The 16,889-nt window shown below is 68.6% G+C and carries 15 protein-coding genes and 2 tRNA genes; 11 read left to right on the top strand and 6 right to left on the bottom strand.

Annotation, left to right across the window (positions count from 1 at the left end; all coding sequences use genetic code 11):
• Positions 1 to 27: 27 nt before the first annotated feature.
• Positions 28 to 654 (top strand): glutathione S-transferase family protein, encoded by a 627-nt coding sequence (locus ABIC44_RS02030; protein WP_307099449.1) that lies wholly within the window; start codon positions 28 to 30, stop codon positions 652 to 654.
• Positions 655 to 715: 61 nt separating this feature from the next.
• Here the strand turns inward: ABIC44_RS02030 and ABIC44_RS02025 are convergent, their stop codons facing one another.
• On the bottom strand, positions 716 to 2,047 hold the full coding sequence (locus ABIC44_RS02025) for a dicarboxylate/amino acid:cation symporter (RefSeq protein WP_354293319.1): 1,332 nt from the start codon (positions 2,045 to 2,047) through the stop codon (positions 716 to 718).
• A gap of 88 nt (positions 2,048 to 2,135) precedes the next feature.
• On the opposite strand from ABIC44_RS02025, the gene ABIC44_RS02020 reads away from it, so the two are divergent.
• The 6 genes from ABIC44_RS02020 to ABIC44_RS01995 all read left to right on the top strand — a co-directional run bounded on the left by ABIC44_RS02020 (position 2,136) and on the right by ABIC44_RS01995 (position 9,396).
• Entirely contained in the window at positions 2,136 to 3,380 is a 1,245-nt protein-coding gene (locus ABIC44_RS02020) for a M24 family metallopeptidase (protein ID WP_354293318.1), read from the top strand.
• Entirely contained in the window at positions 3,377 to 4,054 is a 678-nt protein-coding gene (locus ABIC44_RS02015; protein ID WP_354293317.1) for a phytanoyl-CoA dioxygenase family protein, read from the top strand. Before ABIC44_RS02020 ends, ABIC44_RS02015 begins: the two co-directional genes overlap by 4 nt.
• Positions 4,051 to 4,350: a hypothetical protein gene (locus ABIC44_RS02010; protein ID WP_354293316.1), complete on the top strand. Its 300-nt coding sequence runs from the start codon at positions 4,051 to 4,053 to the stop codon at positions 4,348 to 4,350. The genes ABIC44_RS02015 and ABIC44_RS02010 overlap by 4 nt, the downstream gene beginning before the upstream one ends.
• 46 nt (positions 4,351 to 4,396) lie before the next feature.
• Positions 4,397 to 7,045, top strand: coding sequence for an alanine--tRNA ligase (gene alaS / locus ABIC44_RS02005; protein WP_354293315.1), 2,649 nt, complete (start codon positions 4,397 to 4,399; stop codon positions 7,043 to 7,045).
• Between the two features lie 66 nt (positions 7,046 to 7,111).
• A complete protein-coding gene (locus ABIC44_RS02000; protein ID WP_354293314.1) occupies positions 7,112 to 7,951 on the top strand; it encodes a hypothetical protein in 840 nt (279 codons plus the stop codon).
• Positions 7,948 to 9,396 carry an MATE family efflux transporter gene (locus tag ABIC44_RS01995; RefSeq protein WP_354293313.1) on the top strand — a complete coding sequence of 483 codons (1,449 nt, stop codon included), beginning with the start codon at positions 7,948 to 7,950 and terminating at the stop codon, positions 9,394 to 9,396. The genes ABIC44_RS02000 and ABIC44_RS01995 overlap by 4 nt, the downstream gene beginning before the upstream one ends.
• 3 nt (positions 9,397 to 9,399) lie before the next feature.
• Here ABIC44_RS01995 and ABIC44_RS01990 read toward each other — a convergent pair whose 3' ends face one another.
• Positions 9,400 to 10,254 carry a diacylglycerol/lipid kinase family protein gene (locus tag ABIC44_RS01990; RefSeq protein ID WP_354293384.1) on the bottom strand — a complete coding sequence of 285 codons (855 nt, stop codon included), beginning with the start codon at positions 10,252 to 10,254 and terminating at the stop codon, positions 9,400 to 9,402.
• 103 nt (positions 10,255 to 10,357) lie between these two features.
• Between ABIC44_RS01990 and hemB the strand changes: the two genes are divergently transcribed.
• Together hemB and ABIC44_RS01980 are read left to right on the top strand one after the other, a co-directional pair.
• Positions 10,358 to 11,350 carry a porphobilinogen synthase gene (gene hemB, locus ABIC44_RS01985; RefSeq protein WP_307099433.1) on the top strand — a complete coding sequence of 331 codons (993 nt, stop codon included), beginning with the start codon at positions 10,358 to 10,360 and terminating at the stop codon, positions 11,348 to 11,350.
• Positions 11,351 to 11,394: 44 nt separating this feature from the next.
• On the top strand, positions 11,395 to 13,575 hold the full coding sequence (locus tag ABIC44_RS01980) for a hypothetical protein (RefSeq protein WP_354293383.1): 2,181 nt from the start codon (positions 11,395 to 11,397) through the stop codon (positions 13,573 to 13,575).
• Between the two features lie 7 nt (positions 13,576 to 13,582).
• Here ABIC44_RS01980 and ABIC44_RS01975 read toward each other — a convergent pair whose 3' ends face one another.
• Positions 13,583 to 14,110: a hypothetical protein gene (locus tag ABIC44_RS01975; RefSeq protein WP_354293311.1), complete on the bottom strand. Its 528-nt coding sequence runs from the start codon at positions 14,108 to 14,110 to the stop codon at positions 13,583 to 13,585.
• A 141-nt stretch (positions 14,111 to 14,251) separates the two neighbouring features.
• On the opposite strand from ABIC44_RS01975, the gene ABIC44_RS01970 reads away from it, so the two are divergent.
• Both ABIC44_RS01970 and ABIC44_RS01965 read left to right on the top strand, forming a co-directional pair.
• A tRNA-Arg gene (locus tag ABIC44_RS01970) sits at positions 14,252 to 14,328 on the top strand.
• A 34-nt stretch (positions 14,329 to 14,362) separates the two neighbouring features.
• Positions 14,363 to 14,439 (top strand) — tRNA-Arg (locus ABIC44_RS01965).
• A gap of 96 nt (positions 14,440 to 14,535) precedes the next feature.
• Here the strand turns inward: ABIC44_RS01965 and ABIC44_RS01960 are convergent.
• The 3 genes from ABIC44_RS01960 to ABIC44_RS01950 form a co-directional block, all read right to left on the bottom strand.
• Positions 14,536 to 15,552: an LLM class flavin-dependent oxidoreductase gene (locus ABIC44_RS01960; protein WP_354293309.1), complete on the bottom strand. Its 1,017-nt coding sequence runs from the start codon at positions 15,550 to 15,552 to the stop codon at positions 14,536 to 14,538.
• Between the two features lie 92 nt (positions 15,553 to 15,644).
• On the bottom strand, positions 15,645 to 16,340 hold the full coding sequence (locus ABIC44_RS01955; protein WP_354293308.1) for an anti-sigma factor family protein: 696 nt from the start codon (positions 16,338 to 16,340) through the stop codon (positions 15,645 to 15,647).
• Entirely contained in the window at positions 16,337 to 16,822 is a 486-nt protein-coding gene (locus tag ABIC44_RS01950) for a sigma-70 family RNA polymerase sigma factor (RefSeq protein WP_309702098.1), read from the bottom strand. The genes ABIC44_RS01955 and ABIC44_RS01950 overlap by 4 nt, the downstream gene beginning before the upstream one ends.
• Positions 16,823 to 16,889 lie beyond the last annotated feature (67 nt).

Raw genomic sequence — 16,889 nt, 5'->3', positions numbered from 1 at the left:
ACCCCGCCCGCATCATGGGGAACAGGCATGACGATCATCGTCCATCATCTCGAAAATTCGCGGTCGCAACGCATCCTGTGGATGCTGGAGGAACTCGACCTGCCCTATGCGGTGAAACGCTATCGGCGCGACCGCAAGACAATGCTCGCCCCGCGCGAGCTGCGCGCGGTCCATCCGCTCGGCAAATCGCCGGTGATCGAGGATGACGGCATGGTGATCGCCGAGACGGGGGCGATCATCGAATATCTGGTCGGCAAGGCCGATGGTCGCCTGGGCCCGCCCGCACACCGCGACGCGGTGCAACGCTGGCGCTTCTGGCTGCATTATGCCGAGGGCTCGCTGATGCCGCCCTTGTTCGTCCTGCTCGTGCTCAGCCGCATTCCCGTGCTGGGCAAGGCGGCGATCAAGCGGTTCATGCCGATGATCGACCGGCATCTGGACTATGTCGAAAGCGAGCTGACCCATTCGCCCTGGTTCGCGGGCGACCAGTTCACCGCGGCGGACATCATCATGAGCTTCCCGCTCGAGGCGGCGCGGTCGCGGGCGGGGCTGGACGAAAGCCGCCCCGCGACGATCGCCTGGCTGGAACGCATCCACGCCCGCCCCGCCTATCAGGTCGCGCTCGCCAAGGGCGGCCCCTATGCCTATGCCTGAGAGGGACGATCCCGCTCGGCCATAGGGGGCAGGGGCGCCCCCCGGATGGCGGGCGAGGGGATCAATGCCTCCCGATCTGCCGGAAGCTGTCGGGGGCGGGCTGGGCCGGATGTCCCGACGGTGCGTGGAGCGACTCGACATCGACCGGCTCGGGCGCGTCGAGCGGCCCCTCCCACTTCGCGATGACCGCGCTGGCCACCGCATTGCCGATCACGTTGGTCGCCGACCGGCCCATGTCGAGGAAATGGTCGACCGCCAGGATCAGCAGCAGCCCCGCCTCGGGAATGTGGAACATCGGCATCGTCGCCGCGATCACCACCAGCGAGGCGCGCGGCACGCCCGCAATCCCCTTCGACGTGACCATCAGGACCAGCAGCATGGTGATCTGCTGCCCGATCGACAGGTCGATGCCGTACGCCTGGGCGATGAACAGCGACGCGAACGTCATGTACATCATCGACCCGTCGAGGTTGAACGAATAGCCCAGCGGCAGCACGAAGCTGGCGATGCGCGGCGGCACGCCGAACCGGTCCAGCCCCTCCAGGATGCGCGGATAGGCGGCCTCGGACGAGGCGGTCGAAAAGGCCAGGATCAACGGCGCGCGGATATGCGACAGGAGCTCGCGGATGCGCCCGCCGATGAACAGCGTCGCGACGGCGATCAGCACCACCCAGAGCAGCAGCAGCCCGAGATAGAAACTGCCCATGAACACCGCGAGATTGCCGATGACCCCCGGCCCCCGCTCGGTCAGCGTGCCCGCGACCGCGCCGAACACGGCCAGCGGCGCCAGGCGCATGACATAATCGGTCACCTGCAACATGACCGCGACCAGCGCATCGACCGCGCGGACCAGCGGCGCGGCGCGCTCGCCGACGGCGGTGATCGCCACGCCCAGGAACAGCGATCCGATGACGATCTGCAACACCTCGTTGGTCGCCATCGCCTCGACCAGCGAGGCGGGGACCAGATGGGTGACGAATTTCTGGAGGTCGAACCCGGTCTTCACCACCCCGCTATCGGCGGTGACGGCGGGCAGCGGCAGGTTCAGGCCGACGCCCGGATGCAGCAGGTTGACCAGGATCATGCCCAGGCTGAGCGAGACTAGGCTGGCCGAGATGAACCAGGCGAGCGAACGAAAACCGATCCGCCCCAATGCCTTGGTGTCGCCCATCTGCGCGATGCCCGAGACCAGGGTGGCGAAGACGAGTGGTGCGATGATCATCTTGATCAGCCGCAGGAACAGGCCGGTGACGATCGCGAAATAGCCGGCGATCGTCTTCAACTCGGCGGCCGCCGCGGCGCTGCCGTCGTCGAGCGACAGGTTGAGCGCCAGTCCGACGACGAGCCCGAGAACCAGCCCGATGAAGATGTACAAGGTCAGCCGCTTGGCCATGCATACCCCAATATAGATTACGCGCGCGAGCCAAGGGCATTGCGGCGCTCAGGTCAAGAATTCTATCGTCGCGGTCATGCAGACCCCGATGTCCCGCCGCGCCGTGCTCGCGGCCGCCGCCCTGCCGCTCCTCGTCCGCCCCGGCCTGTTGCGCGCGGCCGAACCCGATCTGGCGGGGCTGTCCGACATGACCGGCGGCGCGGTGCCGATCGGCGCGCGGGAGCGGGTCCGGCGGCTGTCCCGCGCGCAGGCGCTGATGAAGGCGAACGGCATCGGCGCGATCCTGATCGAGCCGGGATCGACCATGGTCTATTTCACCGGCGTCCAATGGTGGCGCAGCGAGCGGCTGACCGCCGCGATCCTGCCGGTCGAGGGCGAGCCGTGCATCGTCACCCCGTTCTTCGAGGAGCCCTCGGTCCGCGAGACGCTGGCGGTGCCCGCCGAGATACGGGTGTGGCAGGAGGACCAGAACCCGCTGGCCATTGTCGCGGGCTTCCTGCGCGACCGCAAGCTGGCGGGCCGTCCGGTGGGGATCGAGGAAACGGCGCGCTTCTTCGCCTTTGACGGGCTGCGACGGGTGTTGCCGGGGGCGCGGCTCGTCTCGGCCAATCCGGTCGTGCGCGGGTGCCGGATGATCAAGGCTCCCGCCGAGATCGCGCTGATGCAACTCGCGACCGATGTGACGATGGCGGCCTATCGCTGGCTCCACCCGCGCGTCGAGGCGGGGATGACCGGCGCGGAGATCGGCGCGCTGATGAGCGCCGCGACGCGCAAGCTGGGCGGCAGTCCGGAGTTCAGCATGGCGTTGATCGGCGAGGCCTCCGCCTATCCGCATGGCAGCCGCCAGGTGCACCGGGTGGCGCAGGGGCAGGTCGTGCTGATGGATTGCGGCTGTACGGTGCAGGGCTATCAGTCCGATGTCTCGCGAAGCTGGGTCCATGGCGCGGCGACCGCCGAGCAGCGCAAGGTCTGGGATCTGGTCGTCAGGGGGCAGCAGGTGGCGCGGGCGGCGGCGCGGATCGGCGCCCCGGCGGGCAGCATCGACGATGCGGTGCGGCGGTTCTACGAGGAGCAGGGCTTCGGCCCCGGCTATCGCCTGCCCGGCCTGTCGCACCGGACCGGGCACGGCATTGGCATGGATGGGCACGAACCGGTCAATCTGGTGCATGGCGAGGCGACGCCGCTGGCGACCGGCATGTGCTTTTCCAACGAGCCCGGCCTGTATCTGCCCGGCAAGTTCGGCATCCGGATCGAGGATTGCTTCCACATGACGGAAAGCGGGCCGGTCTGGTTCTCGACGCCGCCCACCTCGCTCGATGCGCCGATCGGATGATCGCCGAACTGGATGCGCGCGGCTACGCCCTTTGGCCGTCGCGACTGGATCGGGGAGAGCTTGCCGAACTGGCCCGGCTTTTCGGTGACTGGCCCGAGGGGCGCCCCGGACAGCGGATCGATCCCGCGCGGGTCGCGCGTCTCGGGGGTGTTCGGCGGCTCTGTGCCGCCATGGTGCCGGTGATCGGCCAGGGCGCGCGACCGGTTCGCGCGATCCTGTTCGACAAGCAGGACGGCGGGAACTGGGCGCTGGGCTGGCATCAGGATCGCACGATCGAAGTGGTGGAGCGGCGAGAGGTTCCGGGCTTCGGGCCGTGGACGGTCAAGCAGGGTCGGGTCCATGTCGCGCCGCCGGTGTCGCTGTTGGAGCGGATGGTGACGGTGCGCTTTCATCTCGATCCGGTCGATGCGGACAATGCGCCGCTGCTGGTCGTGCCGGGGTCCCACCGGCTGGGCCTGATCGCGGAGGATGCCATATCCGGCGTGATCGACCGACTGGGTCAAGATGCCTGTCTGGCCGGGGCAGGTTCGGTGTGGCTGTACCGGACGCCGATCCTTCACGCCTCCGCGCGGTCGGCACCGGGGCGGCGTCGACGGGTGTTGCAGATCGATCTGTCGGCGGAGAGCTTGCCCGGCGGCCTGTCCTGGAGCACGGATGGCGAAGGGAGGGCATGATGAACGCCGATTTGATCGTCGCATTGCTGGTCGGGTTCGCCAACGGCCTTCTGGGCACCGCCATTTTCTGCGCCCTTGCCCATTGGCTGCTCGGCCGGGTGTTCGATGTGGCCGATCCGCGATGGCCCGCCTTTCTGTTCGTCCTGGGCCTGACGCTGGGGCGGTTCGAGGATGCGGCGGACATGGCGGGGCATCCGGTCGGGCGGCTGATCGGCGATATGCTGGGTTTCGCTATGATCTGGTATCTGTGGTGGCGTCGTCCGGCGGTCCGGGCCGATGCGATGGAACGCCCCTGACGCGCGGGCGCTTGAGCGCGCGCGAAACCTCGCCTAAGTCGCGTGCATGACCTCGACCAACGACATCCGCCGCGGCTTTCTCGACTATTTCGGAAGCGAAGGGCACCAGATCGTGCCTTCCGCGCCGCTCGTGCCGCAGAACGACCCGACGCTGATGTTCGTGAATGCGGGCATGGTGCCGTTCAAGAACGTGTTCACCGGCCTGGAATCGCGCCCCTATTCGACCGCGACCAGCTCGCAGAAATGCGTGCGCGCCGGGGGCAAGCATAACGATCTCGACAATGTCGGCTATACCGCGCGGCATCACACCTTCTTCGAAATGCTGGGCAATTTCTCGTTCGGCGACTATTTCAAGGAACAGGCGATCACCCATGCCTGGACCCTGCTGACCAAGGTCTGGGGCATTCCGGCCGAAAAGCTGACCGCCACCGTCTATCATACGGACGACGAGGCGTTCGCGCTGTGGAAGAAGATCGCGGGCCTCCCCGATCACAAGATCATCCGCATTCCGACCAAGGACAATTTCTGGGCGATGGGCGAGAATGGGCCCTGCGGTCCGTGCTCCGAAATCTTCTACGATCACGGCGACCATATCTATGGCGGCCCTCCCGGCAGCCCCGAAGAGGATGGCGACCGATTCGTCGAGATCTGGAACCTGGTCTTCATGCAGTTCGAGCAGGAAGCCAATGAGATCGTCGGCGAGCTGCCCAAGAAGTCGATCGACACCGGCATGGGGCTGGAGCGGATCGCCGCCGTGCTTCAGGGCGTGCACGACAATTACGACACCGACACGTTCAAGGCGCTGATCGCCGCGTCGTGCGAGCTGACCCACACCAAGGCCGAGAACGGCCAGAAGGCGTCGCACCGCGTCATCGCCGACCATCTGCGCTCGGCGGGCTTCCTGGTCGCCGACGGCGTGCTGCCCGCCAATGAAGGGCGTGGTTACGTGCTCCGCCGCATCATGCGCCGCGCGATGCGGCACGCGCATCTGCTGGGCGCCAAGGAGCCGTTGATGCACCGGCTGGTCCCGGCGCTGGTGTCGGAGATGGGCGCGGCCTATCCCGAACTGGTCCGCGCGCAGCCGCTGATCGAGGCGACCCTGAAGCAGGAAGAGACGCGCTTCCGCCAGACGCTGGACAAGGGCCTCAAGCTGCTCGACGAGGCGACGGCGGGCATGGCACCCGGCGCGACGCTGGCGGGTGAGACGGCGTTCAAGCTCTATGACACCTATGGCTTCCCCTATGACCTGACCGAGGATGCGCTGCGGGCGCAGAACCTGTCGGTCGACCGCGCGGGTTTCGACGCCGCCATGGCCGAGCAGAAGCGCGCCGCGCGTGCCGCCTGGAAGGGCTCGGGCGCGAAGGCGTCGGACGATGTGTGGTTCGACATCGCCGAAGAGACGGGCTCGACCGAGTTCCTCGGCTATGCCTCCGACACCGGCGAGGGCGAAGTGCTGGCGCTGGTCAAGGACGGCGCGCGGGTCGACAGCGCGGCGGCGGGCGAGAGCGTCGCGATCATCGTCAACCAGACGCCTTTCTATGGCGAGAGCGGCGGTCAGGTCGGCGATACGGGCACCATCTCCAGCGACGCCGGGCTCAAGGCGGTCGTCACCGACACCTCCAAGCAGCTCGGCCGCGTCTTCGTCCACAATGCCGAAATCCAGGAAGGCGGGATCAAGGTCGGCGACAGCGTGAAGCTGGCGATCGACACCACCCGCCGTGCCGCGATCCGCGCCAATCACTCGGCGACGCACCTGCTGCACGAGGCGCTTCGCCAGCGGCTGGGCACCCATGTCGCGCAGAAGGGCTCGATGGTCGCGCCCGAGCGCCTGCGCTTCGACTTTTCGCAGCCGGTCGGCATGACCGCCGACGACATTGCCGAGGTCGAGGCACGCGTGAACGAACAGGTGCGCGGCAACGGCCCCGTCGTCACCCGGCTGATGACGCCCGACGAGGCGATCGAAATGGGCGCGATGGCGCTGTTCGGCGAGAAGTACGGCGACGAGGTGCGCGTCGTGTCGATGGGCGAGGATGCCGACGGCACCTACAGCCTCGAACTCTGCGGCGGCACGCATGTCGGCGCGCTGGGCGAGATCGGCGTGTTCAAGATCGTGTCCGAAGGCGCGGTGTCGAGCGGTGTGCGCCGGGTCGAGGCACTGACCGGCGAGGGCGCGCGCGCCTATCTCGGCCACCGCGACGATATGCTCAAGGCCGCCGCCGCGACGCTGAAGACCACGCCGGACGAGGTGCCCGCGCGCATTGCCGCGCTGGTTGAGGATCGCCGTCGCCTTGAGCGCGAACTCGCCGAGGCCAAGAAGGCGCTGGCGATGGGCGGCGGGGCCGGAGGGGCTGCCGCCGGACCCGAGCAGATCGGCGATGTCGCGTTCATCGGCCAGGTGCTCGACGGCTTCGAGGCCAAGGGGCTGCGCGGCGCGGTGGACGATGCCAAGCAGCGGCTGGGCGGATCCGGTGTCGCGGTGATGGTCGCGATCAATGACGGTCGCGCCTCGGTCGCGGTCGGCGTGACCGACGATCTGACGGCCCGGCACAATGCGGTCGAGCTGCTGCGCAAGGCGGTGGCGGCGCTGGGCGGGCAGGGCGGCGGTGGCCGTCCCGACATGGCGCAGGGCGGCGGGCCGGACGGCACCAAGGGCGCCGAGGCGGTTCAGGCGGTACGGGACGCACTGGCCGGTTGAACGTAGCCAAAGGGGGGCAGGTCGATGCGGAGAACGTTTCTTACGTCGTTGGCATGGCTTGCTTCCTTGGGCGGGGCGTCGATCGCCCCGCCGCTGGAGGCGCAGACCGGCGCATCGCCCGCCGATCCGGTCGTGGTGACCGCCCGGCCGCTGCCGCCCCGGCGAGAGACGTTGCGCTGGTTCGGCGCGATTTCGGGCTATCCCGATGGCGACGCACCGCTGTCGCGGCTGACCGAACCCCTGTGCATCGCCAGCTCCGGCCTGGCGGCCAAGGCCGCGCTGCCGGTTGCCGACCGCATATTGGGCCATGCCGAGCGGCTGGGCATTCGGCTGGGCGGCGACAAATGCCGCCCCAATGTCCTGATCCTGTTCGTCGACAATGGCGCGCAGCAGGTCGCATGGCTGATCGATCACCGGCCCGGCATCTTCGGTGACCTTCCCTTCGCCGATGTCCGGGCGATGGCGAAGGACAGGGGCCCGGTCCATGCCTGGCACATGACCGCGATCACCAGCCGCGACGGCGACCAGCTGATCCCGGGCGCCAACAATATTCCGACCCTCAACATCCCCAGCGCCAGCCGGATCACCCTGCCCACCAAATCGCATATCGCGGCGGCGGTGGTGATGATCGACCGGGACGCGGTGAACGGCAAGACGATCCACCAGATCGCCGATTATGCCACGATGCGCGCGCTGGCGGTGGTCCGTCCGCGCAGGACCGAGGGGATCTCGACGATCCTGACCCTGTTCGACGAGCAGGCGGCGCCGGAAGGGCTGACCCCGTTCGACTGGGGCTATCTGCGCGGGCTATATGCGGGCCAGGGCAACCAGAGGCCCGGCTTTCAATATGCGGCGATGGCGCGGTTCGTGGACGAGGAAATCAACGCCGGAGGCAAGACACCGTGACCGCGCCCAACGGACGCCGGGACCTGACCGCCGGGCCGATCGGCCGCACCCTGTTGCTGTTCGCGCTGCCGACGCTGGGATCGAGCATCCTGCAATCGCTCAACGGGTCGATCAACGCGATCTGGATCGGCCAGTTTCTGGGCGAGCGCGCGCTGGCCGCGACGACGAACGCCAATATCATCATGTTCCTGCTGGTCGCGGCGACCTTCGGCTTCGGCATGGCGGCGACCATCCTGATCGGCCAGAATATGGGCCGCCGCGATATCGATGCGGTGCGCCGGGTGCTGGGATCGGCGCTGGGGCTGTTCGCGGTCATCTCTACCCTGACGGTCGGCCTAGGCTGGTGGGCGGCACCCGCCATATTGCGCGCACTGGCCACCCCGGCGGAGGTCTATCCGCTCGCGCTCGCCTATCTGCGGGTGATCTTCGTTGCGATGCCGCCGGGGTTCATCAGCGTCCTGCTGACCATGGCGCTGCGCGGGGTGGGGGATTCGATCACCCCGCTCAAGTTCATGGCTTTGGGTTCGGTGCTCGACGTCGTGCTGAACCCGGTCTTCATCCTGGGGCTGGGGCCCGCCCCGGCGCTGGGGATCGAGGGGTCGGCGGTCGCGACGCTGATCGCCAATAGCGGCTCGCTGCTGGCCCTGGTCGCCTATCTCTATGCCAAGGACCTGGTCATCCGGCTGCGCGGGGCGGAGTGGCGCTATCTGATCCCCACGCCCGCATTGCTGAAGACGATCCTGGTCAAGGGCTTTCCGATGGGGCTCCAGATGCTGGTCGTCTCCACCTCGGCGCTGGCGATGATGGGGCTGGTCAACCGGCACGGCACCGCGACCACGGCGGCCTATGGCGCGGCGAACCAGCTCTGGACCTATATCCAGATGCCCGCCATGGCGGTGGGCGCGGCGGTCAGCGCCATGGCGGCGCAGAATATCGGCGCGGGGCAATGGGACCGGGTGGGCCGGATCACCCAGGCGGGCCTGCGCATGAACTTGCTGCTGACCGGGGCGCTGGTGGTGCTCGTCACCCTGCTCGACCGGCATGTCCTGTGGCTGTTCCTGGGCAGCGAGCCCGGCGCGATCGCCATCGCCGCGCGGATCAACCTGATCGGCGGGTGGAGCTTCATCCTGTTCGGCGTCTCGATGGTGCTGGCGGCGACGGTGCGCGCCAACGGGGCGGTCGTCGGGCCATTGGTCATCCTGGCCATTTCGATGTTCCCGGTCCGCTTCGGCCTGGCCAATGCCTTTGCGCCGATGCTGGGCGCGGATGCGATCTGGTGGAGCTTCCCGGCGGGCTCGCTCGCCTCGATGCTGATGACGATCGCCTATTACCGGCATGGCGGCTGGCGAAAGGGCAGGCTGGCCCAGGCTACCACCCCGCAGGAATGCGAGGAACAGGCCCTGGCCGAGGGGCAGCCGACCAACAAGGCGATGCCGGTCGGCTGACGATCAGGCCGGGGCCATCACCTCGATGATCCCCGGTGCGATCCTGGCCGTGACGGGCGTGTGCGCCAGCACCTCGCCATCGATCGAGATGGGCAGCGGCGGGATGGTGTTGATCCGGATCGAGCGGCCCCGGAACTCGCGCACCTTTTCCTTGCGATAGTCGCTGCGCAGGATGCTGGCCGCCCAGTTGACGATCAGGCGCCGCTTCACATGGCCGCACACCGCCTGGACCACGATCTCGCCCGAATCGACCGACGCCGATTCCACCAGCTCGGTGCCGCCATGATAAGGCCCGTTGGAGATGCGGACCTCGACCACGCGCAGCCTTTCGCGCGTTCCGTTCTGTTCGACGATCAGGGTGAAGGGGCGGAAGCGCAGGAACTGATAGGCTGCCCAGCCCAGATAGCCCAGCCGCCCCGCCACCTTCTTGAGCTTGTGCGGCACCGTCTCGGCGATCTTGGGGCTCATCCCCATCGCGGCGCAATTGGCGTAATAGTCGTTGTCGATCATGCCCAGGTCGATCCGGCGGGGCCGGCCGGTCCGGATCACCTCCACCGCCCCCTCGATATCGAGCGGGATGTCGAGCGAGCGCGCGAAGCTGTTCGCGGTGCCCAGCGGCAGCACGCCCAGCATCACGTCATGCCCGACCATCAGGTCGACCAGGCCGCTGATCGTGCCGTCGCCGCCGCCCAGGATCAGCAGGTCGGGCTTGGCCGCCAGCAGTTCGCGGACCGTGGGCTCCAGATCCTCCGGATCCTCGACCGCGCGCGCATCGACCGGATAGGGCAGGCCCGACATGGCCTTGCAGGCCCGCTCGAACAGCGCCTGTCCGCGCCGCGACTTGGCGTTCACCACCATCGCCGCCGATCGTATCTCTCTCAAGACGGATTTCCTTTCGCCCCCGGAACGCTTGCATGCAACGCTTGGCAAGCGCGGTCCGATCCCCCAAATGCGGACAATCATGACGGCATCATACCCCGCGCTTCGCCTTCGCCGCACCCGAGCTTCCCAGTGGAGCCGGCGGCTTCACGCCGAAACGGTGCTGACCCCGGCCGATCTGATCTGGCCGCTGTTCGTGACCGAGGGGCAGGGGGTGGAGGAACCGATCGCCAGCCTGCCCGGCGTGTCGCGCTGGTCGCTGGACGGCATCGTGGCGCGCGCGCGCGAGGCGGCGGACCTGGGCATTCCCTGTCTGGCGCTGTTCCCCAACACCCCCTCGCACCTGCGCACCGATGACGGGCGCGAGGCGCTGAACCCCGACAATCTGATGTGCCGCGCGATCGCGGCGATCAAGGATGCGGTGCCGGACATCGGCGTGCTGACCGACGTCGCGCTCGATCCCTATACGACGCATGGCCATGACGGGCTGGTCGATGCGGCGGGCTATGTCGTCAACGACCGCACCGCCGACGCACTGGTCCAGCAGGCACTGACCCAGGCGCGCGCGGGTTCGGACGTGATCGCGCCGTCGGACATGATGGACGGCCGCATCGGGCTGATCCGCGCGGCGCTGGAGGCCGAGGGCTTCGTCAACGTCCAGATCATGGCCTATGCCGCCAAATATGCCAGCGCCTTTTACGGCCCGTTCCGCGACGCGGTGAACACGCGCGGGCTGCTGAAGGGGGACAAGCGCACCTATCAGATGGACTCCGCCAATGCCGAGGAGGCGCTGCGCGAGGTCGCGCTCGATCTGGCCGAGGGCGCGGACAGCGTGATGGTCAAGCCGGGCCTGCCCTATCTGGACATCATCCGCCGCGTGAAGGACGAATTCCGCGTGCCGACCTTCGCCTATCAGGTGTCGGGCGAATATGCGATGATCGAGACGGCGGTGGCGGCGGGCGCGGCGGACCGCGATGCGATGGTGCTGGAGACGCTGATGGCGTTCAAGCGCGCCGGATGTTCGGGCGTGCTGACCTATCATGCCGCCCATGCCGCCCGGCTGCTGAACGGCTGAGCCGGACCATCGCCATTTCCCGGTCCGGCCGCTTGCCCGCGCTGATGGTGCGCGCGCTGTTCGTGGCGACGATCCTGACGGGATCGTTCCTGCTGTTCCTGGTCCAGCCGATGGTCGCGCGCATGGCGCTGCCCCGGCTGGGCGGCGCGCCCGCCGTCTGGAACTCAGCGATGCTGGTCTATCAGGCGCTGCTGCTCGGCGGCTATGCCTATGCCCATGCGCTGGGCCGATGGCGGCCACGGGTGCAGGCGGCGGTGCATGTCGGGGTGCTGGCGGCGGCGGCCTTGTGGCTGCCGATCGGGCTGATCGCGGTCGACCTGCCCGCCAATGCCGAGCCGACCCTTTGGGTGCCCTGGCTGCTGGGCCTGTCGATCGGGCCGCTCTTCTTCGCCGTATCCGCGCAGGCGCCGCTGATCCAGCGCTGGTTTGCGCTCGCCGCGCCGGGGCGTGACCCTTATGTGCTCTACGCGGCCTCCAATCTGGGGAGCTTCGCCGGGCTGATCGCCTATCCGCTGCTGGTCGAGCCCGCCATGGCGCTGCGGGGGCAGAGCCTGATGTGGAGCATCGGCTATGGGTTGCTCGCCTGCCTGGTGCTGGCCTGCGCGGCGCGACTGCCCGCGACCGGGCAGAAGGCCGAGGGCATCCCCGCGCCGACGCCCGCACCCGGATGGCGGCGGCGCGCGCTGTGGACCGCACTGGCGGCGGTGCCCTCGGGGCTGGTGCTGGCGACCTCGACCTATATCACCACCGACATCGTCGCGATGCCGCTGCTATGGGTGTTGCCGCTGGGGCTCTATCTGCTGAGCTTCATCATCGCCTTTGCCGCGCGGCGCGGAGTGGCGGACATGCTGACCCGGATCGCGCCGGTCACGCTGCTGCTGTTCGGCGGGGTCATCATGGGCGGCTATCCGCAGCGGCCCTATTTCAACGTCGTCGTCGCGCTGATGCTGTTGTTCATGGTGTCGGTCGCGCTGCACACCGCGCTGTACCGGGCGCGGCCCGCAGTCGACCGGCTGACGGGCTTCTATCTGTGGATGGCGGTCGGCGGGGCGCTGGGCGGCGTGTTCACGGGTCTGGTGGCGCCGGTCCTGTTCGACTGGACCTATGAATATCCCCTGCTGATCCTGGCGGCGGGGATGCTGATCCCGCAGCAGTTCCTGACCGCATCCCTGCGCGACCTGTGGCGGCGGCATCGCCGGACCATGCTGGTCGCGCTGGCGATCGTGGTGGGCGTGCTGCTCGACCTGCGGCTGGTCGGCGTTCCGGCCTGGTTCGGCGAGGAGCGGCAGGGTTTGGCGTTTCTGGTCATCGCGGCGCTGGGCTTCCTGACGATCGGCGCGCGGACGGGGTTCGTCCTGCTGCTGGCGGGGGCGCTGGTGCTGTTCGGCGGCTATCGCGCGCTGTCCCTGTCGATGGAGCGCGACGCGCGGATGCGCAGCTATTTCGGCGTCTATACGGTCCGCGACGGGCCGGGTTATCGCGAACTGGACCATGGGGCGACCGTGCATGGCATCCAGCTGCGCGGCTCGCCCGAGCGGGAGCGGACGCCCACCACCTATTATGCCCCCTATTCCGGGGTGGGCCGCGCGATGCGGGCCGCGCCCTCGCTTTATGGTCCGGGCGCGCGGATCGGGGTCGTCGGATTGGGGACGGGGACGCTGGCCTGCTATGCCCGGCCGGGGCAGCATTGGCGCTTCTACGAGATCGATCCGGTCATCGTCCGCATCGCGCGCGACACCGGCCAGTTCACCTATCTGCGGCGGTGCCAGCCCGATCCGGTGATCCGCATCGGCGACGCGCGCATCCGGCTGGCGGCGGAGGCCCCGGACAGCCTCGACCTGCTGGCGCTCGACGCCTTTTCGTCCGACGCGGTGCCCGCGCATCTGCTGACGCGGGAGGCCTTTGCGACCTATGCGCGGGTGCTGTCCCGCCGGGGGCTGCTGCTGATCCATATCTCCAACCGCTTCGTCGATCTGGAGCCGCTGGTCGCGGCGGCGGCGCGCGACGGCGGATGGGCGGTGCGCAAGCTGGCCTATGCGCCCACCGACCTGGACCGAGAGGCGGAGGCGACCGGATCGGTCTGGCTGGCGCTGTCCCGCGATACGGACCTGCTGGCCCGGCTGGCGGCGCAGGGCGGCGACTGGCGCCGGGTCGCCGCGCCCAGGGGGCTGGCCGCCTGGACCGACGGTTATTCGACGGTCCTGCCCTTCGTCCGCAACTTCTGAGCGACGTTCAGCCCGCGGGCAGGCTGGTCGACAGGGCCTTGATCTGTTCGCCCTGCCGCGTGTTCGCCTCGACCGCGCGCGTCCTGAGCGCGGTGAGCGCGGGATAGTCCGCCTCCAGCGCCGCCGCGCGCGCGATCGCCCGGTCGTCAATCTCGGTCAGCAGGCCCGAGGTGCGCGCCCGGATCTCGTCGAGTGCGGCAAGGTCGGTCTGCGCGGTCAGCCAGGCATCGCTGCCCACCGTCTGCCCGCGTGCCTTGGCGGCGCTGGCCCGCGCCTGGTCATAGGCCTTGGCGAATTCGTCCTGGATGCCGCCCAGCCGCCCGGCCAGCTGTGCGATCTGCGCATCGAGCGCGGGGTCGGGCCTGGCCTCGGGCGTTTCCACCTCGGGCTCGGCAAAGCCGCGCTTCTCGACCGGCCGCACCGCCAGCGAGGGATAGGCGCCGGTGTCGCGCGAACATCCCCCCAACAAACCGGCGGACATCAGGCCGAGTGCGAGGAGGGGGCGGGCGGTCTTGCGAAAGCGGAACTGGGTCATCGTCGCCCATCCTAGCCGGGGAAGCGTCCGGTGGAAAATGCCCGGCACGGCAAAGCGGACCCGATTGCAAGAAAATGTGGATAAGTGTTTTTTGTATATTGCCACGACCCGAAACCGCTTCTATCAGCCCACCTCCACAGCGCGCCCGTAGCTCAGCTGGATAGAGCATCAGACTACGAATCTGAGGGTCGGACGTTCGAATCGTTCCGGGCGCGCCAGTGGATCATATAACAGGTCTTCACGACCTCATGCGCGCCCGTAGCTCAGCTGGATAGAGCATCAGACTACGAATCTGAGGGTCGGACGTTCGAATCGTTCCGGGCGCGCCATTTCTTCCCACATCGCCGGTATCGCCACCCCGCCGGGGGCCAGTCGTCGCGCGCCAGCGCCGACGCAGCCATGGGCCGCGCCGACGCCGGTGCGGATCAGCGCCAGCCGAGCGCGGGCGCGATGTGGCGCAGGATGTTCTCGATCACATGCGCGTTATACGCCACGCCCAGCTGGTTGGGCACGGTCAGCAGCAGCGTGTCCGCCTCGGCAATGGCTTCGTCGGCGCGGAGCTGTTCGATCAGCCGTTCGGGCTCGTCGGCATAGGATCGGCCGAAGACGGCGCGCATATTGTCGATGATGCCGACCTGATCCTGGCTGTCGTCGCGCCCGAAATAGGCGCGGTCCTGGTCGGTGGTCAGCGCGAAGATCGAACGCGAGACCGACACGCGCGCGGGACGGGCATGGCCCGCCGCCGCCCAGGCGTCGCGATAGGCGCGGATCTGCCTGGCCTGCTGGACATGGAAGGGCTCGCCGCTCTCATCGGCCTTCAGGGTCGAGCTTTGCAGGTTCATGCCGCGCTGCGCCGCCCAGATCGCGGTCGCGTTGGAGGCCGAGCCCCACCAGATCCGGTCGCGCAGGCCCGGCGAATGCGGCTCCAGCCGCAACAGGCCCGGCGGGTTGGGGAACATCGGGCGCGGATTGGGCTTGGCGAAACCTTGGCCTTTCAGCAGGTGCAGGAAGACCTCGGCATGGCGACGGCCGAGATCGGCATCGCTCTCGCCCTGGGCGGGGCCATAGCCGAAATGCCGCCAGCCCTCGATCACCTGTTCGGGCGAACCCCGGCTGATGCCCAGTTGCAACCGGCCGTTGCCGATCAGGTCGGCCGATCCCGCATCCTCGACCATGTAGAAGGGGTTTTCGTAGCGCATGTCGATGACGCCGGTGCCGATCTCGATCCGCGAGGTCCGCGCGCCGACGGCCGCGAGGAGCGGGAAGGGCGAGGCGAGCTGCTGCGCGAAATGGTGTACGCGGAAATAGGCGCCGTCCGCGCCCAGTTCCTCGGCGGCGACCGCCAGGTCGATCGACTGGAGCAGCACGTCCTGCGCCGAGCGGGTGGCCGACTGGGGCGAGGGCGACCAATGGCCGAACGACAGGAATCCGATCTTTTTCATGCCCCCAAGATAGCGCGGGCATGGCCGCCTTGCACGGGGGGCTGGGGCACCGATCGGGAAACGCTGGGTTTTCCCGATCGGCGTAACCGGGTCTATCGGGTGCGCCAGCCCCGGTCGAGCGCCGCCCGCTCGCCATCTCGGTCGAGCGGCATGTCGGCCATCATGTCCTGCGCCGCCGCCATCAGCGCGGCGTCGGAGGAGCCCGCCTGCGCATAGCCGCCGCGCTCGGGCGTGCTGCCCGGCATGGTCCGCTCCAGCGCCCAGCCGCGATCGGTGCGACAGGCGATGCCGTCGGCGGCGGCAGACTGGAAGACACGGCAATAGCCATTGTCCCGGTTGCGGAAGCTGACCGCGATCCGCACCGCACCCGCCGTCCCGCTGGGCTGCCGGTCGAGCGCCTTTGCCAGCGACCCGGCGGCATAGAGCCCGTCGGCATTCGCGGCGACCGGCCCCTGGTCCACTCGCTGCCCGAGCACGACGCCGATCACGAGACAGGCGGCCATCGCCGCGACCGAGCGCCACGGGGCCCCGGCCCAGCGCGACGGCGCGGGCGCGCGGGTCGGCATGGCGACGACATTGGACCGCAGCAGCGCGGCCAGCCGGTCGGGCACGGGTTCGTCGGCGACCGGGGCAAAGGCACCCGACAGCGTCGCGCGGAGCCGCCGGTGCCGCGCCACCTCCTCGCCCAGCGCGGGATCGGCGGCGATGGCGGCCTCGACGCGCTTGGCGGTCAGCGGATCGAGCGCGTCGTCGGCATAGGCCATCAGCATTTCGGGTTCGATCGTCATGCCGCTTCTCCCAGCCGCGCCATCAGCGCCTGTCGCCCGCGCACCAGCCGTGAGGTCAGGGTGCCCATCGGAATATCGAGTATCTCCGCCGCCTCCTTATAGGCCAGCCCTTCGACCAGGACGAGCGCCACCGCCTCGCGCTGTTCGTCGGGCAGGGCGCGCATCGCCGCCTCCACCTCGGTCAGCGCGACATGCGCCTCCGCCGCGCCCGGCGCGCCGACGCCCATCCCGGCATCCTCCGCGATGAATGTCTCGGACGCGCGGCGGCGGGCGCGGGCGGTGTCGATCCAGGCGTTGCGCATGATGCGATACATCCAACTGTCCAATCGCGTTCCCGGCTGCCAGGACGAGCGGGCGAGCAACGCCTTCTCGATCGTGACCTGCGCCAGATCGTCGGCATCGGCCGCGTCATGGGTGAGCGATCGCGCGAACCGCCGCAGACGCGGCAGCAGGGCCAACAACTCCTGTTCGAACGCAGCCAAGCCTGATTCCTTGTTTGTCAGGATGAAACGGGTGAGGATTGTCGTTTAATCCATGTCAGTGTCGATT

The sequence above is a fragment of the Sphingomonas sp. 1185 genome (genome assembly GCF_040544655.1).
GTDB lineage: Bacteria > Pseudomonadota > Alphaproteobacteria > Sphingomonadales > Sphingomonadaceae > Sphingomonas.
The sequence above is the reverse complement of the archived record's forward strand: the minus strand, read 5'-3'. Positions and strand labels throughout refer to the sequence as shown.